This window comes from Amycolatopsis sp. NPDC004368 (genome assembly GCF_053602515.1).
Genome location: NZ_JBSGDT010000013.1, coordinates 23,541 through 46,196 on the forward strand (window position 1 = coordinate 23,541; position 22,656 = coordinate 46,196).

A 22,656-nucleotide genomic window follows, 5' to 3' on the forward strand; every position below is an offset into this window, starting at 1 on the left:
ACTACTCCTGGTCGTGCTGCGCCGGTTCTGGGCCTAGGGGTTCTGCGCGCCGGCCGGTTCGATCGCGGCGACGGCGGTGGCCACCACCTCGGCGGGCGAGCGGTGGTCGGTGTCGATCTCGACGGTCGCCACCTCCCGGTACACCGGCAGGCGCGCGTCGAGCAGGGCTTTGAACGTGGCCCGCGGGTTCACGCCCGCGAGCAGCGGGCGCGCGGCCGAAAGACCGGTGCGCTGCACGCCGGCGGCGAGGCCGACGTTGAGGAACACCACGGTGTGCTTCGCCAGCAGCGCACGGGTTTCCGCCGTGATGGGGGCGCCGCCGCCGAGGGAGAGCACGCCGTCGTGCTCGTCGAGCGCCGTGGCGACGGCCTGGGCCTCGAGCGCGCGGAACGCCGGCTCGCCGTCTTCGGCGAAGATGTCGGAGATGGCGCGGCCGGCCCGTTCGACGATGTCGTCGTCGGTGTCGCGGAACTCCACCCCGAGTGCTTCGGCGAGTAGCGGGCCGACCGTGCTCTTGCCCGAGCCCGGCGGACCGACGACCACGGCGCGGGGGCTCACCAGCGCTCCTCGAGCGCCTTCAGGTAGGCCTCGGCGTTGCGCTTGCTCTCGCCGAGCGAGTCACCGCCGAACTTCTCCAGCGCGGCCTCGGCGAGCACCAGCGCGACCACGGACTCGAGCACGACGCCGGCGCGCGGCACGGCGCACACGTCCGAGCGCTGGTGGATCGCGACGGCCGGCTCGCCGGTGCGCACGTCCACCGTGGACAGCGCCTTCGGCACCGTGGAGATCGGCTTCATCGCCACGCGCACGCGCAGGATCTCGCCGTTGGTGATGCCGCCTTCGAGGCCGCCCGCGCGGTTGGAGCGGCGCGTGACGCCGACGGGTCCGGTGCCGCGGTCGATCTCGTCGTGGGCCCGGCTGCCCCAGCGGCGCGCGGTGGTGAAGCCGTCGCCGACCTCCACGCCCTTCATCGCCTGCACGCCCATGAGCGCGCCGGCGAGACGCGCGTCGAGGCGACGGTCCCAGTGCACGTGGGAGCCGAGGCCCGGCGGGAGGTTGTAAGCGAGCACCTCGATCACGCCGCCGACGGTGTCGCCCGCCTTCCGCACGGCGTCGACCTCGGCGACCATCGCCTCGGTGCCCTCGGCCGAGAACGACCGCACCGGGCTCTCGTCGATCGCCGCGAGGTCGTCGGGCGTCGGCAGGGGTCCCTCGGGCGCGTCGGCGCCGCCGATGGACACGACGTGGCTCAGCACCTCGAGCCCGAGCAGCTGGCGCAGGAAGTTGCGCGCCACCGTGCCCAGCGCCGTGCGTGACGCCGTCTCACGCGCGCTCGCCCGCTCCAGGACGGGACGCGCGTCGTCGAAGTCGTACTTCTGCATGCCGGGCAGATCGGCGTGCCCGGGGCGCGGCCGGGTGAGCGGCTCGTTGCGCGCCAGGCCGGCGAGCACCTCGGGGTCCACGGGGTCGGCCGCCATGACCTGCTCCCACTTGGGCCACTCGGCGTTCTCGATCTGCACCGCGATGGGGCCGCCCTGCGTGATCCCGTGGCGCACTCCGCCCAGGAACTGCACGTGGTCGGTCTCGAACCCCATGCGAGGGCTGCGACCGAACCCGAGGCGGCGCCGCGCGAGCTGCGCGGTGAGGTCTCCGGTGGTCACCTCCACACCAGCGGGCAGGCCCTCGAGCACAGCGGCGAGGGCGGGTCCGTGCGATTCTCCTGCGGTGATCCAGCGCAACACCTGACAATCCTGTCATGGCTGGTGGCGCACCCGGCCGGGAGCCCCTCAGCTCGGCACCACCCCCGATCCCAGACCGGGGAACACGGCGCACGTCCAGGTGGCGAGGATCAGCGCCGGCCCGTGGGGCACGCCACACCGAACGGGTGGTCCGCCGCCGCCCGCCGCGGCCCGCAGCCGCACCGCGAGGGCCGCGCTCAGGCCCGCCGCCGCGACAGCCGCGAACACCAGCGACACCCACCCCAGCACCCCGAGCACCGCCCCGAGCACGCCGGCGAGCTTCACGTCACCGGCCCCCATCCGCCCCATCCGGTGCACCGCCCAGTGCGCCCCGCCGAACACGGCCGCGCCCGCCAGAGCGTCGACCACGACCGCGGGCCCACCACCGCCGACGGCCGCGAGCCCGACGGCCACCGCCATCGCCGGGTACGCGGGCAGCGTGAGCACATCGGGCAGCCGCCTGTGCCGCGCGTCGGCCAGGCTCAGGGGCACGCCCACCACCGTGAGCACCCACGGCACCGGCCACCACCACGGCGCCCACGCCCCGCTCCCCCACCGCCACCCGACGACGGCGAGCCCCACGGCCACGAGCCCGACAGCACCGAAGAACGGCACCGGCGCACCGGCCCGCTCCAGCAACCACCCGAGCAGCGGCACCAAGGCCACGCCCGCGAACACGAATCCCCAGGACATGTCTCCACGTTCGCAGCGCTCGCCGGCGGAGGCCAAGCCCGTGCCGTCGCGAGTGGACCGCTCGTGCCGTTTTCGCCCGGAATTCACCCGTCCAGGCAGTGTTCCCGGGCAGTGTTCCCGGGCAGCGTTGCCAGGCAGCGTTCCCGGGCAGTGTTGCCGGGCAGCGTTCCCGGACAGCCGAGTCACGGCGCCACGCCCCGGCCGCAGCGAACTCGCGGCAACCTGCCCACACAGCGATCCCGAACAGGACTCCCAAAACAGCACTCCCGGCCAGCGCTCCCGGACAGCCGAGTCACAGCGCCACGACCGGACCGCACCGGACTCGCAAGCCGGGAGAACCTGCCCACACAGCGTTCCCGGCCAGCGTTCCCGCGCAGCCGAGTCGCAAGGCCACGCCGGCCGCGGCGAACTCGGAGGCCCCGGCAACCTGCCCACACACCGATACCGGCCAGCGCTCCCGGACAGCCAAGTCACGGCACCACGACCGGACCGCACCGGACTAACAGGCCCGGAGAACCTGCCCACACAGCGTTCCCGGCCAGCGTTCCCGGCCAGCGTTCCCGCGCAGCCGAGTCGCAAGGCCACGCCCGGCCGCGGCGGACTCGGAGGCCCCGGCAACCTGCCCACACACCGATACCGGCCAGCGCTCCTGGACAGCCGGGTCACGGCGCCACGACCGGACCGCACCGGACTCACAGGCCCGGAGAACCTGCCCACACAGCTGATCCGCGCCCAGGGAACCAAGCCGCAGCCCGCTCGCGAGGCCCCGGCAACCGCCGGCCGGGGTCAGGGATAAACCAGGCGCATCAACGGTTTCCCGGTCCGCACACTGCGGATCTCCAGCGAAGCGATGTCCCCGGACTTCATCGGCGTGCCCACCACGACCTTCGCCGTGTTCTCGGGCAGGGCTTTCCAGGTGGCGAGCTCGGTCTCCGTGCCGTTGCGCCCCAGGGCGACCAGCGAGTAGTCCCCGCCCTTGCCGCCGCGGTAGCTGCAGGACATCTCGACCTCGGTGCCCCACGCCCGCGGGTCGATGCGTGCCGCGGCCTGGATCGGGTACTCGCCGAGCGCCGCCATCGGCAACTCCGGCGGGGGCGCCGCGATGGCGGGCGCGGCGGGCGGTGCCTGCGTCTCCGGCAATGACAACGTCACCGCCAACGCCACCCCCGCCGCGACGGCCAGCGCCGCCACTCCCCCGGTCACGCCCGTCCGGACCCGACGCCTGTGCCGCACCTTTCGCATCAGCACGGGGAGCAGATCGGGTGGGGACGAATCCGGCACGTTCGGGACCGGCGGCAGGTCGGCTTCCGAGTACGGCACGGACGAGCTCGGCGGCGGGGTCGGCTCGACCGCATCCGGGCCCTCGACAGCCGAGGGCGCCTGCGGCACGTCGGTCGTCGCTGACGAACCCGAGCCCGGCACCGGCAACTCCGGCACCGGCGGCAAACCGGCAGCGATCCGCGAATCCGGGCCCGGCACCGGCGGCAAGCCGGGCGCAGCGCGCGAATCAGAGCCCGGCGAACCCAAGCCGCGCATCGGCAAGCCGGCCGCGGCCCCCGAATCCGAGCCCGATGCCGACGGCAAGCCGGGCGCGGAGCGCCAATCAGCGCCCGGCGAATCCAAGCTGAACATCGTTGGCAAGCCGGCCGCGGTGCCCGAATCCGGCCCCACTACAGGCGGCAAGTCGGGCGTGGAGCGCGAATCAGAGGCCCGCAAATCCGAGCCGAGCGTCGGCGGCAAGTTCAGCTCCATCGAACCCGAACCCGAACCCGAACCGGAACCCCGACCCGAGCCCCCATCCGCGCCCGGCACCGGCAATCCCGGTAGCCCCGGCAAGTCGGGCACCCCGGAACCCGGCCCCTCACCTTCCCCCGCCGGCCCCCTCGTCTGCGCCAGCAACCCGGGCAAACCCGCCAGCTCCTGTACCGCCGCCGAGCAGCGGGCGCAGGTGTGGAGGTGCTGTTCGAACGCCTGGCGGTCCTGCGGCGAGAGCGCGCCGAGCACATACGCCGCGTCGTAGGTCACAAAATCGTCGTTCACAAAATCTTCGCTCGCGAAGTCGTCGGTCACTGCGTCACCCCCCGCTCTTCCAAAGCCAGGCGAAGTGCCCGGAGCGCGTAGTGCGTGCGGGACTTCACCGTCCCCTCGGCGATGCCCAGGGTCCGGGCGGCGTCGGCCACCGAGTACCCCAGGAAGTAGCACAACTGGAGCACCTCGCGGTGGCGGGCCGAGAGCTCACCGAGCGCCTCGGCCACCAGCCACCCCTGCACGGCCCGTTCGGTGCCGTCGGCCACCGCGCGCTCGGGCGGAGCGTCGGTGACGACCTCCGAGCGCGAGGTCGCCGACCGCCATCCGTCGATGGCGATGCGGCGCGCGACCGTGAACAGCCACGCGCGGGCCGAGCCCTGCGACTGGTCGAGCACGTCGGTGTGCCGCCAGGCGCGAAGCAGCGTCTCCTGGACCACGTCCTCCGCGTGGATCCGGTTGCCCCCCGTCAGGTGCAGGGCGTAGGACCACAGCGCGGCCGCGTGTTCTTCGTGCAGCGCGCGCATCAGCTGGTCCTCGACGTCGCTCCTCCCCACCGCGGACCCCGGTCAGCGCCCGGCCGACACCGCGTGCCCGCCGGAGGACTGCCGTGCGCGCACCTCCTGCACCAGCAGCACCAGACCGCAGATCACGCACAGGGCCTCGGTGATCACGCCCCAGTACTCGAACTGGCTGTTGAACTGGTCGTGCACGCCGTAGAGGCCGACGGTCACCGACAGCAGGTACGCCAGCAGCGTCACGCCGCCGAAGCCGAGCGTGAAGAACGGCGGGACCCAGCTCCGCCACACCAGCAGCGCGACGGCGATCACGATGCCGGCGATCCCGTTCACCAGGAACAGGGGACCGACCACGGCGATGTCCGAGTAACCGCTGCCGAAGTACAGGTAGAAGTGGACCGCGGCGGACCCCACCAGGCCGATCGCGCCCAACCCGCGCATCCAGTTGGCCAGCATGATTTTCTCCTTCACCCTCGAAATCCCTCTCCCCCACTACACGGGAGAATGGGCAATCCGGTTCACCGGACTTCACCGATGCGGTGAACGGGTGAACCAGCCGGGTCACCGTTTCGTTAGTACGAGCATGACTGCCGAACTGCACACCCGCCGCTCCGTTCTCACCACCGGGGCCGCCGTCGCCGGCGTCGCCGTGGGCACCGTCGCCCTCGCGGCCTGTGGCGCCGGCTCGGACTCGGGCTCCTCCGGTGGCGACGCCCCCAAGCCCGGCGGAAAGGTGATCGCCCTGGCCGACGTGCCCGTCGGTCAGGCGAAGTCCGCCAAGACCCCCGACGGCCAGGACGTGATCGTCGCCCAGCCCACCGCCGGAACCGTGAACTGCTTCAGCGCCATCTGCACCCACCAGGGCTGCACCGTGAACCCGCCGCAGGGCGCCGAGATCCACTGCCCGTGCCACGGTTCGGTGTTCGACTCGCTCACGGGCGCGGTGAAGAACGGCCCCGCCGAGAAGCCGCTGCCGAAGGTCAACGTGAAGGTCGACAACGGACAGGTCGTCACCGCCTGACGCCCACGACAGAACAAAGGGCCCCTTGTGGACGATCACCGTCCACAAGGGGCCCTTTCGGCGTGAAACGCCTCAGCCGTTCCAGCTGAACAGCACCTCGCCCGCCGCGACGGTGCGCCCGGGCTCGAGGCCCGCGAGCACGTCGGCCTGGGCATCGAGCCCGACCACGGGCACGATCGGCGAGTAGCCCGCGGCCGCCACGGCCTCGGGGTCCCAGCCGACCACGGGCTGGCCGGCGCGCACCGACTCGCCCTTCACCACGTGGAGGGTGAAGCCCTCGCCCTTCTCCTTGACGGTGTCGATGCCGAGGTGCACGAGCACGGCGCGCCCGTCCTCGGTCGCCACGACGAAGGCGTGCGGGTGCAGCGTCACGATCGTGCCGGCCACCGGCGCGACGGCGTCGGCGCGGCCGCCGCTGGGCTTCACGGCGATGCCGGGGCCGACCATCGCCTCGGCGAACACGGGGTCGGGGACGTCGGTGATCGCGACGACCTCACCCGCGACCGGGCTCAGGATCTCCAGGCTCACATCAGGTCCTCGATGTCACTGGCGATCGTGTCCGCCTCGGGGCCGACGATCACCTGCACCGCGGAGCCCATCTTCACCACGCCCATCGCGCCCGCGGCCTTGAGCGCCGCCTCGTCGATGATGCTGGTGTCCTCGAGCTCGCAGCGAAGGCGCGTGATGCAGCCTTCGATCTCGATGACGTTGTCCACGCCGCCGAGCGCCGCGAGAATCTTCTCGGGCCTGTCATCCGCCATCGCGGTCTCCTCGTTTCCCGTTGGTTCCCCACCTGAGCCGGTGCGCTCCACCACTACTACGCCGTTCGTCGGCATGCACGTCGCCGCAGGCCACGAACGCATAACGGTGGTTGACACCCGCTCGCGGAGCGGAGCATCCTGCCCCATCGGAATTATTGGTCTAGACCGGAACGTACCAATCTTCCGGCGAAGACGCGAGCACCGGGCACCCGGTGCCACGACACGAGGAGGGTGACACCGATGAGCGCAGCCGCGCACGTCCCGCCGCCCGATCGCGTCGAGAAGGTGGACCAGGTCGTGAACGGGCCGACGCCCAAGCACGCCCAGCTGCGCGAGATCCTGCGCCGGTCCGTGGAGCGCGAGCTCCCGCCCGGTTCGCCGATCCCGTCGGAGCGGGAGCTGGCCCAGCGCTACGGTGTCTCGCGGCTCACGGTCCGCTCGGCCATCGGCAAGCTCGTGGAAGAGGGCCTGCTGGCGCGTGTGCGCGGCAAGGGCACCTTCACCGCCGCGCGCCGCATGGAACTGCAGCTCTACCTGATGTCCTTCACCGACGACATGCGCCGGCGCGGGCTCACCCCCACCACGGAGGTGGTGTCCACGTCGCTCGAGGTCCCGCCGGTGACCTCGGCCCACGCACTCGGTCTCACCGAGGGCGTGGCGGCCCACCGGCTGGTGCGGCTGCGGCGCGCGGACGGCGTGCCGCTGGCCGTGGAACGCGGCTGGTACCACGCCGGGCGCACGCCCGGCTTGCTCGACCTCGACCTCACCCGTTCCCTGTACGCCCAGCTGGCCGAGGCCTACGACCTCCGGCCGGACCAGGCGTACCAAACGGTGTGGGCCGAGTCCGCGGACCGCGAGACGGCGCGCCTGCTCGGCATGCGCACCGGCAGTCCGCTTCTTGTCTTCCGCCGGGTCTCCAGCGCAGGCGGAGAGCCGGTGGAGGACATGACGTCCTGGTACCGGGGAGACCACTACCAGGTGACCATGCAGTTGGATCGGAACACCCCGGATTCCGGCCACCAACCCCACTACGGAGGTACCCGACGATGAGCGCCACCACCACAGAGGGGGCGAAGGGCAAGAAGGGCGGCGGCGGGCTCGCCGGGCTGCAGCGCTTCGGCCGCAGCCTGATGCTCCCCATCGCCGTTCTGCCCGCGGCCGGTCTCCTCAACCGCCTGGGCCAGGACGACGTGTTCGGCAGCAAGGGCCTGGGCTGGGACAAGGTCTCGGCCGTCATCGGCGCCGCCGGCGGTGGTCTGTTCGACTGGCTGCCCCTGCTGTTCGCCATCGGTATCGCGGTCGGCTTCGCCCGCAAGGGCGACGGCTCGACGGCCGTCGCCGCGGTCGTGGGCTGGGTCGTGTTCAACAAGGTGATCCAGGCGATCGCCCCCATCAGCAGTCAGGAGGGCTACAAGCCGGGCTGGGACGGTTCGCCGATCCACTGGCCCTACAGCGTCCTGACCGGTGTGATCAGCGGTATCGTCGCTGCCCTGCTGTGGCAGCGCTACTACCGCGTCAAGCTGCCGAGCTGGCTCGCCTTCTTCGGTGGCCGCCGGTTCGTGCCGATCATCACCGCCTTCGCGATGATCATCCTCGGCGTGATCTTCGGTCTCGTGTTCAAGTACGTCGACCACGGCATCAACGCGATCGGCCAGGCCGTCGTCGGCTCGCCGGTGATCGGTGGCGGCGTCTACGGCGTGCTCAACCGCCTGCTCATCCCGATCGGCCTGCACCAGCTGCTCAACGTGCCGGTGTGGTTCATCTTCGGCGGCGGTGACCTCAACAACTTCTTCGGCCACGTGCAGGGTTCCGGCACGTTCATGACCGGCTTCTTCCCGATCTTCATGTTCGCCCTGCCGGCCGCGGCGCTGGCGATCTGGCAGACCGCGAAGCCGGGCCAGAAGAAGATCGTGGGCTCGATCATGATCTCGGCGGCGCTGACCTCGTTCATCACCGGTGTCACGGAGCCGATCGAGTTCGCGTTCATGTTCGTCGCCTGGCCGCTGTACATCTTCCACGCGATCATGACCGGCGTCTCGCTGGCCGTCTGCAACGCGCTCGGCATCCACCTCGGCTTCTCGTTCTCGGGCGGCGCGATCGACTTCGCCCTGAACTCGTCGCTGGACACCGCGCACAAGGCGTGGCTGCTGATCCCGATCGGCCTGGTCTTCGCCGTCATCTACTACGTCGTGTTCCGCTTCGTGATCGTGAAGTGGAACATGCGCACTCCGGGCCGCGAGGACGACTCGATCGAGGCCGACCTCGACCGCACCGCCGCCAAGTAAAATCGTTTTCAGGAACACTGAGAGAGGACGACCATGCCGGAGAAACGAGTCACCGTGGCCAGCAAGGTGGGCCTGCACGCCAGGCCGGCCGCGCTGGTCGCCAAGGCGGCCGCGGCGCAACCCGTCGCGGTGACCATCGCCAAGGCCGGCGGCGACCCGGTGGCCGCCGGCAGCGTGCTCAGCCTGATGACCCTCGCCGCCGAGTACGGCGACGAGGTCGTGATCAGCGCCGAGGGCGAGGGCGCCGACGCCGCGATCGCAGCGGTGGCCGAGCTCGTCGCCACGGACCTCGACGCTCAGTAGGCACCGCTCCAGGGGTTGGTCGAGGGGCCACCCGTCGCTCGGGAAACCGGCGCCGGGTGGCCCCTTCGCTCGTCCAGCGGATGTTTAAGCTGGCAGCATGGAGAGCCTGCGCCTGATCGACAAGTGGCCGGTGGACAACGCCGCCGCCGGAGTGGTTTCCGCCGACGGCGAGGTCCGCGCCCGCCGCGGCGACGCCACGCGCGTCTTCCGCCTGGCCTCGGTGACCAAGCTGCTCACGGCCTACGCGGCGCACATCGCGCTCGAAGAGGGCGTCGTCGAGCTCGACACCGCCGCCGGCCCCGAGGGCTCGACCGTGCGGCACCTGCTCGCCCACACCTCCGGCCTTGCCTTCGACGCCCACAAGGAGATGGCCGCCCCCGGCAACCGGCGGCTGTACTCGAACGCCGGCTTCGAGGTGCTGGCCGACACGCTGACCGAGCACTCCGGGATCCCCTTCGCCGACTACGTCCGCGAAGCCCTCCTCGACCCGCTCGGCATGGCCGCCACCACCTTCGAGGGCTCCCCCGCCTCCGGCGCCACGTCCACTGTGGACGATCTGCTCAAGTTCGCCACCGAACTCCAGTCCCCGAAACTCCTCGCGGCATCCACCCTGGCCGCCGCCACCGACGTCGCCTTCCCCGGCCTGAACGGCGTCCTCCCCGGCTTCGGCTACCAGAAACCCAACGACTGGGGCCTGGGCTTCGAACTGCGCGACCACAAGTCCCCACACTGGACCGGCGCCACGAGCTCCCCCCGCACCTTCGGCCACTTCGGACAGTCCGGCACATTCCTCTGGGTTGACCCCGACCTGCGTCACGCCTGCGTCGCCCTCTCGGACCGCTCCTTCGGCCCCTGGGCCGCCGACGCCTGGCCCCCCTTCACCGACGCCGTGGCCACCGAACTCCGCGGCTGACACGCCTGTCTCACAGCCTCACCCCTTGCCAAGGCAGGTACCCCCACGCCCCCCACCCCGCACCAACGCAAGACACCACCACCCGACACCGCAACGGCCATCACCAAGACACGGCCGCATGAACCCAGGCCCCTCCCGCACCCCGATCCGAAGCCTCCTCACACTCCAGCTTCGGGGTGCACGCCCAACGCAAGCGGCCCTACGAGGACCACACCGAACCACCCAAGCCACCCCGCGAGAACCTCACTCCATGACGCGAATCGGCTCCCCAGCCCGGAAAGCGGCAATATCCTCCACCGCATCCCGATAAAAAATCTCATACGTCTCCCGACTCACATACCCCACATGCGGCGTAAGAACCACGTTGTCCAACCCCCGCAACGGATGCTCAACCGGCAACGGCTCCACGTCGTAAACATCCAACGCCGCCCCCGCGATCCGCCGCGCCCGCAGCGCATCCAACAGCGCACCTTCCTCCACAACCGGCCCCCGCGACGTATTCACCAACCACGCCGTCGCCTTCATCCGGGCAAGCTCAGCCGCCCCCACCAGCCCACGACTCCGCTCCGACAACACCACATGCACCGACAACACATCGCTACGCTCGAACAGCTCCTCTTTGGACACCGCCGAAACCCCAAACTCGGCAGCCCGCTCAGGAGTCAAGTTCGGACTCCACGCAATAGTCGACATCCCAAACGCCTGCCCGATCTTCGCCGAAGCACTCCCCAACCGCCCCAGCCCCAGCAAGCCGAGCGTCTTGCCGTGAAGCACCGTCCCGACCCCGACCTGCCAGCCTCCGCCGCGCATGGACTCCACATCAGCCGGCAGATTGCGAGCAGCACCGAGAATCAACGCCCACGTGTGCTCCAACGTCGGCGGTCCCAGATACCCCGTCGCCGACACCACAACACCGTTGCGCTTGGCCGCCGCAACATCGATGGCCGCGTTCCGCCGCCCGGTACTGACCAGCAACCGCAAATCCGGCAGCCGATCCAGCACTTCCGCCGGGAACCTCGTCCGCTCCCGCATGGCCACGACGACGTCGAACCCGGCCAAGCTCCCGACCACATCATCCGGTCCGGCGAACGCCTCCGTGAAGACCTCGATCTCGGCATCGAGGGAACCCCAGTCGGCGTAGCTCAGGGCGACATTCTGGTAATCATCGAGAATCGCGATCTTCATACGCCCACCGTAGTCCGCTCACGCGCGCAAAACAGCGGATATCCGCAACCGGTCCCCGCGACCCCCGCCAAATCCCACACCACGGGCGAAGCGGACGAATCGTGTCGGTCCGAAATCCGCCAGGTAGCGCAAGACGAGTGACGCGGTGACCGAGTCGAACGAACTGTCCGCAAAGGACAGTGGCTGCGCGATGTCGGCGACTTCGAACCGGGCGAGCGCACCGAACTCCTTGCGCGCCAGGCAAATCAGCCCCTCGCTCACGTCGACGCCCACCACGTCGGCACCCCGGCCGGCCAGCAGCGCGCTCAGGTGCCCGGCCGCGCAGCCGACCTCGAGCACCCGGTGGCCGCTCACGTCCCCGGCGAGTTCGAGGACGGCCGGCCGGTCGTAAAGAGCGTTGGTGACGCTCTTCGCCGCGTGGCCGGCAGATCCGCAACGCGTGGGTCGACGAACCACCACGCCTCGACGCCACGATCACCCTCGCCGCGCGTCCTCGTCGTCGGAGTCCGGGACCTCGAGCAGAATGTCGATGATCGGTTTGGCCGCGAGCCCCGGAACCGAGGTGGACCCGACGTGTTCGAGCAACACCACCTGTTCGCCCAGCGCTGTGCGGATTCGATCAGCTTCGCGTTCGTACAACGTCGGCCACTGGTCGTCGTACTCCTCGTCGTCGGTGTGTGACTGCTGGCTGGTGGACGGCATGGATCTCCCTGGTCGACGGCGAGTGGGCAGTCGGCCAGGATATCAACTCACGCGCGGGCGTACCTCAGAAAATCGGCAGCGGCAGCAGGTCACCCGTCGCCGCGCGCAGCGCAGCCCGCATCTCCTCCCGCGGCGCGGGCCGGCCCGTGAAGTGCTCGGCCTGCCCGAACGCCTGGTGCAGCAACATGTCCAGCCCGGTCGCCAGCCGCCCGCCGCGAGCGGCGACCGCCTCGGCCAGCGGCGTCGGCCACGGGTGGTAGATCACGTCGAGCACACTCGGCACGCCCGCGAGCGCGTCGACGTGCGCCACCACCGCGTCCGGCGGCACGGTGTTCACCAGCACAGCCGTGCGCACCGCCAGCTCCGGAAAGTCCACTTCGGACCAGCGCAGCACCTCGACGTCGAGACCCGCGCGCCTCGCCGCTTCGAGCGTCTCCCCCGCGCGCGCCGGGTCCCGCACCACCAGGCTCGCGGCCGCCACGCCCAGCGCGGCCAGCCCGACCACCGTGGCCGCCGCCGTACCGCCGGCGCCGAGCACCACCGCGCGGTCTCCCGGCGAAGGCACGTAATCACCCGCGGCCCGCAGCGCGCCCGTCACGCCGTCGACGTCGGTGCAGTCCGCCAGCCAGCCGTCTTCGACGCGCACCAGCGTGTTGGCCGCACCGACGGCCGCCGCGCGCGGCGTCACCCGCGCCGCGTGGTCGAGAGCGCGCCGTTTGCCCGGCATCGTCACCGACAGTCCGACCCACTCGGGACCGAGCCCGTCGACGAGCCCGGGCAGCCCGTCGGCGTCGGTCTCCACGCGCTCGTAGGTCCAGCCGGTGAGCCCGAGCGCCTCGAACGCGGCGCGGTGCAGCACCGGTGAGAGCGAGTGCTCGATCGGCTTGCCCAGCACCGCGGCTTTGCGCGGCTCGTCAGAAGACGCCACGTTCCTGCGCCAGATCGCGGTTCTTGTTGTGGTCCGCCAACGTCGAGGCGAAACACGAGTGCCCGTCCTTCTCGCACTTCACGAAGTACAGCTCGTCGCCGTCCGGCGGGCTGACCGCCGCCTTGATGGCGGCCGAGCTGGGCACCCCGATCGGCGTGGGCGGCAGGCCGTAGTTGAGGTACGTGTTGTACGGCCCGGGGGCTTCGCGGTCGGCCTTGTTCGTGAGCAGGGTCGGTTTGTCGACCACGTAGTTCACGGTCGAGTCGAAGCCCAGCCGGACGTGCTGGTCGAGCCGGTTGTAGATGACCCGCGAGATCTTGCCGAAGTCGTCCGTGATCGCCTCGCGCTCGATGAGGGAGGCGATGATCAGCGTCTGGTACGGCGTCTGCTTCGGCCCGGTGCTCTGGGCGCTCAGGCCCGCGGCCTGGATCGCCTCGGCCGACTGCTTCACGATGTTCGTGATGAGCTCCGTCGCGGTCCAGCCCGGCTTGACGTCGTAGAGACCGGGCGCGATGAGACCTTCGAGGCGTTTGTCCTTGCTCAGGGCCTTCTGCGCGCCGTCCACGGCCCAGTCGGGTACACCGAGGATCTTGAGGTCGGCGTCGGCGACGGTTTTGCGCAGGTCGTCGGGAGAGATGCACGTGCTCTTGCCGTCGAGATCGGCACACGAAGCTTTCGACATCAGCGAGTAGATACCCGGCGTGACCTTGTTCTCGGGCTGCTTGACGTCGTCGAGCTGCGTGTACGGACGGATCTCCAGCCGCCCGACGTGCGCGGCCGGCGAGGTGATCATCGTGACGGCGCTCTCGCCGGACATGTGCTGCTTGAGCAGGTAGTAACCCTGCTGGATACGGCTGAGCGCGGTGTTCTCCGCGCCCGCCTTCACGAACGCCTTGGTGCTCGCGACGACACCCGCCTCCACCAGCTTGCCGCCGATCGCCGACGTGGTGTCGCCGTCCTCGACCTGGATCAGCGCGCTGCCTTCGCCGCCGCCGTCGTAGTCGTCGTAGCCGAACACGCGCTGGTAGCCGTAGTACGCGCCGCCACCGGCGACGATCACGAGCACCAGCAACGCCGCGACCCAGCCGAACACCCGCTTCTTCTTTTTCTTGCGGGGGGCGGGTTCCTCGGCGTAGTCGTCGTCCGCGTAGTCGCCGTCTTCGTAATCGGCGTCGTCGTAGGCGGCTTCGTCGTCGTAGGCCTGGTCGTACTCGCCGTCTTCGCGGTAGTCGTCTTCGTAGTCGTCGTCGCCGAAGAGGTCGTCGAGCTGCTCGCGCGGCGCTTCCTCCGGCACGGCCGGGATCACGTCGGTCGGGTGTTCCACCGGCCGCGGCCGGACCGGACGGCGCCGCGGACCGGGCTGCGGGAGCCGGGAGTCCGGGGGCAGGGAGCCGTCGGCAGGGCCGTTGAACCGCGGATCCGGCGGCATCGAACCATCCACCGGACCAGCGAACCGCGGGTCACGAGGCATCGAACCATCGGCCGGGCCCACGAAACGAGGGTCAGGCGGCATCGAACCGTCGGCTGGACCGTTGAACCGCGGATCCGGCGGCATCGAACCATCCACCGGACCGGCGAACCGCGGGTCACGAGGCATCGAACCGTCGACCGGACCGGCGAACCGCGGATCCGGCGGCATGGAACCGTCCGGCGGGCCCGGGCGGCGGACCGGACGGGACGGGCCGGGGTCACCGGGCAGCGGCAGGTCGCCGGTGTCGGAGCGGGGCCGACGGCGCTGCGGCGGAGGCGGCGCGTCGTCGGGATCGGCGCGGCGACGGCGGCGCGGAGCAGCGGTCGGGCCTGGCGGAGGGGGCGGCACGTCGCGGGGGTCGCCGGAAGGCTGCGGGAGCTCACCGCCGCGAGGCGGGCCCGACGGGACCTGGTCGCCGTGGCGGGCGTCGCCCGAATCCTGGTACGGGTCGCCGTGGCGGGGGTTGCCGGAAGGGAGGTCGCCACGCGGAGCAGGCGGCGCCGCGTCCTCCGGTTCCCGGCGACGCCGGCGCCCGGTGGCCGGCGGAGGCGTCTGAGGAGCCGGCGCGTCCTCGCGGCGACGGCGGCGCCCACCACCCGTGGGCGGCGGTGGCGCCGGATCGGGGGCGGCGCGGCGGCCGCGCGACGGCGGCAGTTCGTGCGAGCCGGACGGTGGCGGCGTGTGACGGGCGCGGCGGGGGCCGTCCGGCGGGGGTGTGCCGGGGTCGCCGGGGTTGTCGGGGTCACGCAACCGTCGGCGGCCGCCCGGGTTCTCGGGGCCGCGGGGGTCGGTCATGAGTCGCCTTTCCGGGCGCGCTGTGCGGCGGACGCGTCGAGCCAGGCCTGCAGGATCTCGACGGCGGCGGCCTGGTCGACCACCGCCCGCTGCTTGCGTCCCTTGACCCCCCGCTGGGAAAGCATTCGGGACGCCGTGACCGTCGTCAACCGTTCGTCGGCGAGCCGCACGGGAACGGGGCCGAGTCGCGTCGCCAGCTTGTCGGCGTACTCCACCGCGATCTGCGCGGCGGGGCCGGCCCGGTTCGCCAGGGTCTTCGGCAAGCCCACGATCACCTCGACCACCTCGTGTTCGGTGACGAGTTCGGCAAGCTTGTCCAGATCGCTGTCGTCGGTCGCATCACGGGAGAGGGTAACGAGCGGGCTCGCGAGGATGGGGGCGGGATCGCTGAGCGCGACCCCCACCCGGACAGACCCGACATCGACCCCGAGCCGCCTGCCGCGGCCCGGATCGGACTCACCGGGCCGATCCGGGCCGCGCCGGGAGCTAGCGGCCAACGCCGGCGACCGCTGCGCGCAGTGCCTCGACGGCCCGCTGCGCGCCGGCCGGGTTGCTGCCGCCGCCCTGCGCCATGTCGGGCTTGCCGCCACCGCGGCCGCCGATGGCCTCGGCGAACGACGGAACGAGCTTGCCCGCCGCGATGCCCTGGTCGCGCGCCGCGGACGTGGTCGCCACGACGAACGCCACCTTGTCGCCCGACGGCGAGAACAGCGCCACCACGCCGGGCCGGTCGCCCAGGCGGCCGCGGACGTCGGACGCGAGCGCCCGCAGGCCGTTGCCGTCGACGTCCGGCACGACCTCGGCAACCACCGAGACGCCGCCGGTGTCCTGCGCCTTGTCGGCGAGCGCGCCCGCCGAGCCGAGCACCTGCTGCGTGCGCAGCTGCTCGATCTCTTTCTCCGCGTTCTTCAGCCGCGAGAGCACGTCCTCGATGCGCCCCGGCAGTTCGTCGGTCGGCACCTTGAACGTGTTCGCCAGCTGCGACACGAGCAGCTGTTCCTTGCGCACGTGCTTCAGCGCGTCCGGGCCCACGAGCGCCTCGACGCGGTGCACGCCCGACCCGATCGACGAGTCGCCCACCAGCTTCACGAGACCCAGCTGGCCGATGCGGTCCACGTGCGTGCCACCGCAGAGCTCGCGCGAGTAGTCGCCCATGTCGACCACACGCACGTCGTTGCCGTACTTCTCGCCGAAGAGCGCGACCGCGCCCAGCTCGAGTGCCTTGTCCTTGGTGGTGATGTAGCTCTGCACCTCGACGTCGGTCTGCAGGTAGTCGTTCACCTCTTCCTCGACCTCGGTGAGGATGTCGGTCGACACCGAGGCGGGCGTGGTGAAGTCGAACCGCATCCGGCCCGGCGAGTTGAGCGAACCGGCCTGCGCCGCGCGCTTGCCGTACGCCCCGCGCACGGCTGCGTGCACCAGGTGCGTCGCCGAGTGCGAGCGCTCGATCGACAGGCGACGCGCACCGTCGACCGACCCCGTGAGCTGCGTGCCGATGCCGACCTCGCCCTCGGCGATCTCGACGCGGTGCACGAACAACCCCGGCACGACCTTCTGCACGTCGAGCACGTTGATCTTCACGCCGTCGCCGAGCAGCACCCCGACGTCGGCGACCTGGCCACCGCTCTCGGCGTAGAACGGCGTGCGGTCGAGCACCAGCTCGGCCTTGTGGCCAGCGGCGACGCTGCGCACCGGCTGCCCGTCCTCGAGCAGGCCGACGACCTTCGCCGACGCCTGCAGGTCGGTGTAGCCCAGGAACTCGGTCTCGCCGTTGCGCTCCAGCAGCTTGCGGTACTCCGACAGGTCGCCGTGGCCGTGCTTGCGCTGCGCCGCGTCGGCCTTCGCCCGGGTGCGCTGCTCCTCCATGAGCGTGCGGAACCCGTCCTCGTCGACGGTCAGGCCCTGCTCGGCCGCCATCTCGAGCGTGAGGTCGATCGGGAAGCCGTAGGTGTCGTGCAGCTGGAACGCCTTGTCGCCCGCGAGGATGTCGCCGCCGGAGGACTTCGTCTCGGCCGCCGCCAGGTCGAAGATGCGCGAACCGCTGGTGAGGGTGGCGAGGAACGCCTCCTCCTCCACGCGCACGACCTCGGAGATGCGGTCGAAGTCCGTGACGAGGTTCGCGTACGTCGGGCCCATCGTGTCGCGCACGACCTCGGCGAACGCCTGTAGCACCGGCTCCTGCACGCCCAGCAGGCGCGTGGAGCGGACGATGCGGCGCAGCAGCCGGCGCAGCACGTAGCCGCGGCCGTCGTTGCCCGGCGTCACGCCGTCGCCGATCAGCAGCACGCCGGTGCGCGCGTGGTCGGCGATCACGCGGAAGCGGACGTCGTCGGTGTGGTTGGCGCCGTAGCGGCGGCCCGAGAACTCCTCGGCGCGCCCGATCACCGGGCGGACGAGGTCGGTCTCGTACACGTTCTCGACGCCCTGCAGGATCGTCGCGACGCGCTCGACGCCCATGCCGGTGTCGATGTTCTTCGCCGGCAGGTCTCCGAGGATCGGGAAGCCCTTCTTGCCCGCGCCCTCACCCCGGATGTTCTGCATGAACACCAGGTTCCAGATCTCGATGTAGCGGTCCTCGTCCGCGACGGGCCCGCCCTCGCGGCCGTACTCGGGGCCGCGGTCGTAGTAGATCTCGGAGCTCGGTCCGCACGGGCCGGGGATGCCCATGGACCAGAAGTTGTCCTCCATGCCGCGCCGCTGGATGCGCTCGGACGGCAGGCCGGTCAGCTTGCGCCACAGCCCCGCCGCTTCGGTGTCGTCCTCGAACACGGTCGCCCAGATCCGGTCGGGGTCGAGCCCGTAGCCGCCCTCGGACTGCGGCCCGGTGATCAGCTCCCAGGCCAGCTCGATGGCGCCTTCCTTGAAGTAGTCGCCGAACGAGAAGTTGCCGGCCATCTGGAAGAACGTGTTGTGCCGGGTGGTCTTGCCGACCTCGTCGATGTCGGGCGTGCGCACGCACTTCTGCACGCTCGTCGCGCGCGAGTACGGCGGCGGCGCCTCACCGAGGAAGTACGGCTTGAACTGCACCATGCCGGCGTTCACGAACAGCAGGTTCGGATCGTCCAGGATCAACGAGGCGCTGGGCACGCGGGTGTGCCCCTTCTCCTCGTAATGGCGCAGGAATCGTTCGGTGATCTCGTGTGTGTCCACGGGTGTGTCCTCGGGCTGGGGTCCGCGCACCGCTGCGGCGCGAAGATCGGACCGGGAAAAGGGGGACGCGGCGACGGCGGAAGGAAGCTGCTCGCGGGCGCGAGAAGCTCAGCCTTCCGCCCGGCGAGCTCGCCGGACGGGGCGCGCGGCGGCGTGCCGGCCCGCGCCACCCGGCGGCGCGGTGTAGCCGGTCCGTTCCTCGACCATGTCGTGCAGCTCCTGCTCCCGTTCGCTCATCCCGGCGCGCACCTCGGCGCCGAACGAACCGACGGCGCCGGCCAGCTCGCGCACGGCCTCGCCCAGGTTCGATGCTAACCCCGAGGGCGTGGCCTGACGAACCGTTTCGCCGGCCTTGCGGGTGAGCGCGACGCCGGCGAGCACGCCGACGCCGAGCCAGAACAGACGCTTCACTTCTTCCTCCGGCGAGCGGGGCGCTGGGCCTTCGCTTCCTGCTTCTTGCGGCGCGCGCGGATCGCCTTGCTGATCCCGTAGGACAGCGCCGCGGTCTTCACGAGTGGGCCGCCGAGGGTCGCGGTGAACACCGAGGACAGCGCCGAGACGTTGCCCGTGACCGCCTGCGCGTTGGCCGTGATGCCGTCGACGCGTTCGAGCTGGGTGTTCACGTGCGTGATCGTCTCGTTGGCGCCCAGCAGGATCGGGTCGGTGTTCTCGTGGGCCTTGCGGATCGCGATCGTCGCCTCGTCCAGCGTGCGGCCGAGCTTGAGCAGCGGGATCGCCAGCAGCAAGACCAGCAGTACGAATGCTCCTGCGGCGATCAGCGCGGCGATCTGCCCTGCCGACACGGGCCCTCCTCGGGGTTGCGGGGGTCTTGGGTGCCAGTGAGGTTACCGCCTGGCCAGCCGTTCGGCGGTGTCGCCCCGCCGCTCGGTCACTCAGCGCAGCCGAACCGGTTCCGACCTGCGGCTGCTCGCCCCGATCAGCCGTCTTCCCCGGCGACCGCCCGGTAGAGCACCGCCATGTCCTTCTCGCCGTGGCCCGCGTCGACGGCGGCGGTCAGGTGGGCGAGCGCGGCCGCGGCGCCGCCCACGTCGACGGCGTCGCCCGCGGCCTCCACCACGAGCCGCGCGTCCTTGGCCGCGAGTGCCGCGGGAAAGCTGGCCGGGTAGTCGCCGGACAGCATGAGCGGACCCTTCATGCGGGCGTAGCCGACGTCGAAGCCGGTCCCCTCCATCACGTCGAAGAACAGCTGCGGGTCGATCCCCAGCGCGCGGGCGAGGGCGAGGCTTTCGGCCGTGGCGTTGGTCAGGGCCAGCACCCAGGCGTTCATCACGAGCTTGAGCCGGGTGGCCGTGCCGGGTTCGGTGCCGAGCCAGCGCGTGCGCGAGCCGACGGCGTCGAAGATCGGGGCGGCGGTGTCGTGCACGTCGTCCGGACCGGCGGCCAAGACCTGCAGCTGGGCCTGCTCGGCGGGGACCTTCGTGCCCATGACCGGGCAGTCGACGAACACGACGCCGGCCTGCGCGGCGGCTTCGGCCAGCCTGGTGATCCACTCCTTGCCGACCGTGCTCATCTGCAGCCAGACCGTGCCGGGCTTCACGTCGGCGGCGGAGAAGACCTCGGCGACCGTGGGGCCGTCGGAGAGCATCGTGACGAGCACGTCGGCGCCCGCGGCGGCTTCGGCCGGGGTGTCCGCGACGGTCGCGCCTTCGGCGGCCAGCGGTTCGGCCTTGGCGCGCGTGCGGTTCCACACCCGCAGCGCGAGGCCGGCTCGGACGAGGTTGGCGGCCATGGGGTGCCCCATGATCCCGGTTCCCAGGAAAGCGACAGTGGTCATGGCTCCATCGTGCCCGCCGACGGAGCCGGTGGCTCAGTGACTCAGCGCGGGCCAGGTCGACGCGCGACCGGCCACCAGTTCGTCGAAGCCGGGGAAGTCGTGGGCGCGTAAGGGTTCCGTGGCCGAGGCGGCGGTGCCCGAAGCCGGGTGGCGCACGCGGACGGTCACGTGGCCGGGGTTCGAGCCGCCGTCGTGCCAGTGGCGGGTGTGGGCGGGGATGCCGAGCAGGTCGCCGGGCTCGCACAGCACGGCGTGGACCTGGCGGCCGACGTGGAAGTACCAGACGGCGGACCCGGTGACGAAGAAGCGGTCCTCGTCGCGCGGCAGGCCGCGTTCGACCGGGCCGGACTCGCCCATCGGCACGTCGACGGCGTGGTAGCCCACGGCCGTGGTCCGCGAGTCGATGCGGTCGCGGTAGCGGGCGAGCACCTCGGCCTCGGTGGCGCCGGGCATCGGCCCGTTCACCGGCCAGCGGGCGAACTCCACGCCGATGCGGGCGAGCTCGGCCGTGATCGTGCCCGGGTCCTCGGTTCGCAGCAGCACGTGGCCCGGCTGGTCGTCGGGCCACACCGTCAGCAGCGTCATCGCCACCCCCTCCGTCGCCGGGATCAACCGGCCTGACGGCCGGGCATTCCCCCTACCGCCGTTATACGGAAGAAAGTGGCGACGTTCACGCTCGTTTGACCGAGCGGGAACGAACGGTGCCCAGGCGACCAGTTGATCACCCAGGGCCACTGCAGTGGTCAAGTCCTGCTGTACATGCCGGGCTCGGCCCGGCCTTGCGCATCGACTGGACGACGATCGGTGCGCTCGCGGGTGCGGGGTGGCGTTGGTTTTCGTGGTGACCGGAGCGGCCGTGCCGGCTCTGCGCGCCGCGATGCGACCGGACTCGATCAGGACCGACTGACCGCTGCCCGCACGGCTACCCCTGCCGCTCGTCCCGAATCGTGCGGCGCAGCCGTGGCACGCGTTCCGCCAGAGTGCGTTCGCCGCCGCGCTGGGTGGGTTCGTAGTAGTCGCGGCCGACGAGTTCGTCCGGCGGGTACTGCTGGGCCAGCACGCCTTCCGGGACGTTGTGGGGGTAGCGGTAACCCTGGGCGTTGCCGAGGAGCTTGGCGCCCGCGTAGTGGCCGTCGCGCAGGTGCGGGGGCACGGTGCCGGCCAGGCCGGCGCGGACGTCGGCCAGGGCGGAGTCGATGGCGGTGACCACGGCGTTGGACTTGGGGGCCGTCGCGAGGTGGATGGTGGCCTGCGCGAGGGCGAGGCGGCCCTCCGGCATGCCGATGAACTGCACGGCGTGCGCGGCGGCCACCGCGGCCTGCAGCGCGGTCGGGTCGGCCAGGCCCACGTCTTCGCTCGCGTGGACCACCAGCCGCCGGGCGAGGAAGCGCGGGTCCTCCCCCGCTTCGATCATGCGGGCCAGGTAGTGCAGCGCGGCGTCGACGTCGGAGCCGCGGATGGACTTGATGAACGCGCTGATCACGTCGTAGTGCTGGTCGCCGTCGCGGTCGTAGCGGACGGCGGCCTTGTCCACAGTGGACTCGACGGTGGCGAGGTCGATCGTCTTGGCCTCGGTGGCCGAAGCGGCGTCGGCGGCGGCTTCCAGGGCCGTGAGGGCTCGGCGGGCGTCGCCACCGGCCAGGCGGACGAGGTGGTCGCGGGCCTCGTCAGTCAACGTCAGTTCACCGGCCAGGCCGCGTTCGTCGGACAGTGCGCGGTCGAGGACGGTGACGATGTCGTCGTCGGTCAGGGGACGCAGTTGCAGCACCAGCGACCGGGAGAGGAGCGGTGACACCACGGAGAACGACGGGTTCTCGGTGGTCGCCGCGACGAGCAGCACCGTGCGGTCCTCGACCGCGCCCAGCAGGGCGTCCTGCTGCGTCTTGGAAAACCGGTGCACCTCGTCGATGAAAAGCACGGTGTTCTCGGTGTTGTACTGCCGCCGCCGGCGGGCTTCCTCGATCACGCCGCGGACTTCCTTGACGCCCGCCGAGAGCGCCGACATCGCGACGAACCGGCGGCCCGTGGCGATCGACACGAGGTTCGCCAGCGTGGTCTTGCCCGTGCCCGGCGGGCCGTAGAGCAGCACGGACGCCGGCGCAGCCCCCTCCACGAGCCGGCGCAGTGGAGCGCCCTCGCGCAGCAGGTGCTGCTGCCCGACCACCTCGTCGAGCGTGCGCGGCCGCATCCGCACCGCGAGCGGCGAGCTCGCGGGGTCGGCCTGCGGTTCGACCGGCGAGCCGGCGCGCGTCGGTTCCGGCGGCGGCCCCAGGTCGGGGTTCACCGTGAAGAGTTCGTCCTGTGCCACAGCGATGACGTTAACCGACCACCCCGACAACTCCGCTTGCCCGGCCCGCCGCGAAGCGCTACGG

At 71.4% G+C, this 22,656-nt stretch carries 25 protein-coding genes and 1 pseudogene; 5 read left to right on the plus strand and 21 right to left on the minus strand.

Annotated elements, in window-relative coordinates:
• Positions 1 to 33 precede the first annotated feature (33 nt).
• The 7 genes and pseudogenes from ACWEOE_RS19655 to ACWEOE_RS19685 form a co-directional block, all read right to left on the minus strand.
• Positions 34 to 558: a shikimate kinase gene (locus tag ACWEOE_RS19655; RefSeq protein WP_452010951.1), complete on the minus strand. Its 525-nt coding sequence runs from the start codon at positions 556 to 558 to the stop codon at positions 34 to 36.
• The gene (gene aroC / locus ACWEOE_RS19660; protein ID WP_452010954.1) at positions 555 to 1,742 is read right to left on the minus strand and encodes a chorismate synthase; all 1,188 of its coding nucleotides are present in this window, start codon (positions 1,740 to 1,742) and stop codon (positions 555 to 557) included. The genes ACWEOE_RS19655 and aroC overlap by 4 nt, the downstream gene beginning before the upstream one ends.
• 45 nt (positions 1,743 to 1,787) lie before the next feature.
• Positions 1,788 to 2,432, minus strand: coding sequence for a prepilin peptidase (locus ACWEOE_RS19665; RefSeq protein WP_452010956.1), 645 nt, complete (start codon positions 2,430 to 2,432; stop codon positions 1,788 to 1,790).
• 786 nt (positions 2,433 to 3,218) lie between these two features.
• The gene (locus ACWEOE_RS19670; protein WP_452011320.1) at positions 3,219 to 3,509 is read right to left on the minus strand and encodes a hypothetical protein; all 291 of its coding nucleotides are present in this window, start codon (positions 3,507 to 3,509) and stop codon (positions 3,219 to 3,221) included.
• Positions 3,510 to 4,265: 756 nt separating this feature from the next.
• A pseudogene (locus ACWEOE_RS19675) lies at positions 4,266 to 4,472 on the minus strand (anti-sigma factor family protein); the annotation flags it as partial.
• Between the two features lie 26 nt (positions 4,473 to 4,498).
• Positions 4,499 to 5,014 (minus strand): sigma-70 family RNA polymerase sigma factor, encoded by a 516-nt coding sequence (locus ACWEOE_RS19680; protein ID WP_452010958.1) that lies wholly within the window; start codon positions 5,012 to 5,014, stop codon positions 4,499 to 4,501.
• Between the two features lie 12 nt (positions 5,015 to 5,026).
• Positions 5,027 to 5,431, minus strand: coding sequence for a hypothetical protein (locus ACWEOE_RS19685; RefSeq protein ID WP_452010960.1), 405 nt, complete (start codon positions 5,429 to 5,431; stop codon positions 5,027 to 5,029).
• Between the two features lie 127 nt (positions 5,432 to 5,558).
• On the opposite strand from ACWEOE_RS19685, the gene ACWEOE_RS19690 reads away from it, so the two are divergent.
• Positions 5,559 to 5,996: a Rieske (2Fe-2S) protein gene (locus tag ACWEOE_RS19690; RefSeq protein ID WP_452010963.1), complete on the plus strand. Its 438-nt coding sequence runs from the start codon at positions 5,559 to 5,561 to the stop codon at positions 5,994 to 5,996.
• Between the two features lie 72 nt (positions 5,997 to 6,068).
• Here ACWEOE_RS19690 and ACWEOE_RS19695 read toward each other — a convergent pair whose 3' ends face one another.
• Together ACWEOE_RS19695 and ACWEOE_RS19700 are read right to left on the minus strand one after the other, a co-directional pair.
• Positions 6,069 to 6,524: a PTS sugar transporter subunit IIA gene (locus ACWEOE_RS19695; protein ID WP_452010964.1), complete on the minus strand. Its 456-nt coding sequence runs from the start codon at positions 6,522 to 6,524 to the stop codon at positions 6,069 to 6,071.
• Positions 6,521 to 6,904: a glucose PTS transporter subunit EIIB gene (locus ACWEOE_RS19700; RefSeq protein WP_452010967.1), complete on the minus strand. Its 384-nt coding sequence runs from the start codon at positions 6,902 to 6,904 to the stop codon at positions 6,521 to 6,523. Before ACWEOE_RS19700 ends, ACWEOE_RS19695 begins: the two co-directional genes overlap by 4 nt.
• Positions 6,905 to 6,997: 93 nt before the next feature.
• On the opposite strand from ACWEOE_RS19700, the gene ACWEOE_RS19705 reads away from it, so the two are divergent.
• From ACWEOE_RS19705 to ACWEOE_RS19720, 4 genes are all read left to right on the plus strand, one after another.
• Positions 6,998 to 7,807, plus strand: coding sequence for a GntR family transcriptional regulator (locus tag ACWEOE_RS19705; RefSeq protein WP_452010969.1), 810 nt, complete (start codon positions 6,998 to 7,000; stop codon positions 7,805 to 7,807).
• Complete coding sequence (locus ACWEOE_RS19710) at positions 7,804 to 9,042, plus strand: PTS transporter subunit EIIC (protein ID WP_452010971.1); 1,239 nt, start codon at positions 7,804 to 7,806, stop codon at positions 9,040 to 9,042. Before ACWEOE_RS19705 ends, ACWEOE_RS19710 begins: the two co-directional genes overlap by 4 nt.
• Before the next feature lie 33 nt (positions 9,043 to 9,075).
• Positions 9,076 to 9,345 carry an HPr family phosphocarrier protein gene (locus ACWEOE_RS19715; RefSeq protein ID WP_452010973.1) on the plus strand — a complete coding sequence of 90 codons (270 nt, stop codon included), beginning with the start codon at positions 9,076 to 9,078 and terminating at the stop codon, positions 9,343 to 9,345.
• 97 nt (positions 9,346 to 9,442) lie between these two features.
• Positions 9,443 to 10,258 carry a serine hydrolase domain-containing protein gene (locus ACWEOE_RS19720; RefSeq protein ID WP_452010976.1) on the plus strand — a complete coding sequence of 272 codons (816 nt, stop codon included), beginning with the start codon at positions 9,443 to 9,445 and terminating at the stop codon, positions 10,256 to 10,258.
• 243 nt (positions 10,259 to 10,501) lie between these two features.
• On the opposite strand, the gene ACWEOE_RS19725 is transcribed toward ACWEOE_RS19720, so the two are convergent.
• From ACWEOE_RS19725 to ACWEOE_RS19780, 12 genes are all read right to left on the minus strand, one after another.
• The gene (locus ACWEOE_RS19725) at positions 10,502 to 11,443 is read right to left on the minus strand and encodes a D-2-hydroxyacid dehydrogenase family protein (RefSeq protein WP_452010978.1); all 942 of its coding nucleotides are present in this window, start codon (positions 11,441 to 11,443) and stop codon (positions 10,502 to 10,504) included.
• A gap of 18 nt (positions 11,444 to 11,461) precedes the next feature.
• Positions 11,462 to 11,902, minus strand: coding sequence for a class I SAM-dependent methyltransferase (locus ACWEOE_RS19730; RefSeq protein WP_452010981.1), 441 nt, complete (start codon positions 11,900 to 11,902; stop codon positions 11,462 to 11,464).
• Between the two features lie 15 nt (positions 11,903 to 11,917).
• Positions 11,918 to 12,145, minus strand: coding sequence for a GrpB family protein (locus ACWEOE_RS19735; protein ID WP_452010984.1), 228 nt, complete (start codon positions 12,143 to 12,145; stop codon positions 11,918 to 11,920).
• Positions 12,146 to 12,209: 64 nt separating this feature from the next.
• Positions 12,210 to 13,073: a shikimate dehydrogenase gene (locus ACWEOE_RS19740; protein WP_452010986.1), complete on the minus strand. Its 864-nt coding sequence runs from the start codon at positions 13,071 to 13,073 to the stop codon at positions 12,210 to 12,212.
• Positions 13,060 to 14,502: an endolytic transglycosylase MltG gene (gene mltG / locus ACWEOE_RS19745; protein ID WP_452010988.1), complete on the minus strand. Its 1,443-nt coding sequence runs from the start codon at positions 14,500 to 14,502 to the stop codon at positions 13,060 to 13,062. Before mltG ends, ACWEOE_RS19740 begins: the two co-directional genes overlap by 14 nt.
• 833 nt (positions 14,503 to 15,335) lie before the next feature.
• Complete coding sequence (gene ruvX, locus ACWEOE_RS19750) at positions 15,336 to 15,836, minus strand: Holliday junction resolvase RuvX (protein WP_452010990.1); 501 nt, start codon at positions 15,834 to 15,836, stop codon at positions 15,336 to 15,338.
• Positions 15,826 to 18,489 (minus strand): alanine--tRNA ligase, encoded by a 2,664-nt coding sequence (alaS, locus tag ACWEOE_RS19755; RefSeq protein ID WP_452010992.1) that lies wholly within the window; start codon positions 18,487 to 18,489, stop codon positions 15,826 to 15,828. Before alaS ends, ruvX begins: the two co-directional genes overlap by 11 nt.
• Positions 18,490 to 18,597: 108 nt before the next feature.
• On the minus strand, positions 18,598 to 18,900 hold the full coding sequence (locus tag ACWEOE_RS19760; RefSeq protein ID WP_364188365.1) for a hypothetical protein: 303 nt from the start codon (positions 18,898 to 18,900) through the stop codon (positions 18,598 to 18,600).
• Positions 18,897 to 19,292, minus strand: a complete 396-nt coding sequence (locus ACWEOE_RS19765; RefSeq protein ID WP_452010997.1) for a DUF948 domain-containing protein — start codon at positions 19,290 to 19,292, stop codon at positions 18,897 to 18,899. Before ACWEOE_RS19765 ends, ACWEOE_RS19760 begins: the two co-directional genes overlap by 4 nt.
• 134 nt (positions 19,293 to 19,426) lie before the next feature.
• Complete coding sequence (locus ACWEOE_RS19770; RefSeq protein WP_452010999.1) at positions 19,427 to 20,284, minus strand: NAD(P)-dependent oxidoreductase; 858 nt, start codon at positions 20,282 to 20,284, stop codon at positions 19,427 to 19,429.
• Positions 20,285 to 20,317: 33 nt separating this feature from the next.
• The gene (locus ACWEOE_RS19775) at positions 20,318 to 20,869 is read right to left on the minus strand and encodes a cupin (RefSeq protein WP_452011001.1); all 552 of its coding nucleotides are present in this window, start codon (positions 20,867 to 20,869) and stop codon (positions 20,318 to 20,320) included.
• Positions 20,870 to 21,206: 337 nt separating this feature from the next.
• A complete protein-coding gene (locus ACWEOE_RS19780; RefSeq protein ID WP_452011004.1) occupies positions 21,207 to 22,592 on the minus strand; it encodes a replication-associated recombination protein A in 1,386 nt (461 codons plus the stop codon).
• Positions 22,593 to 22,656: the final 64 nt, after the last annotated feature.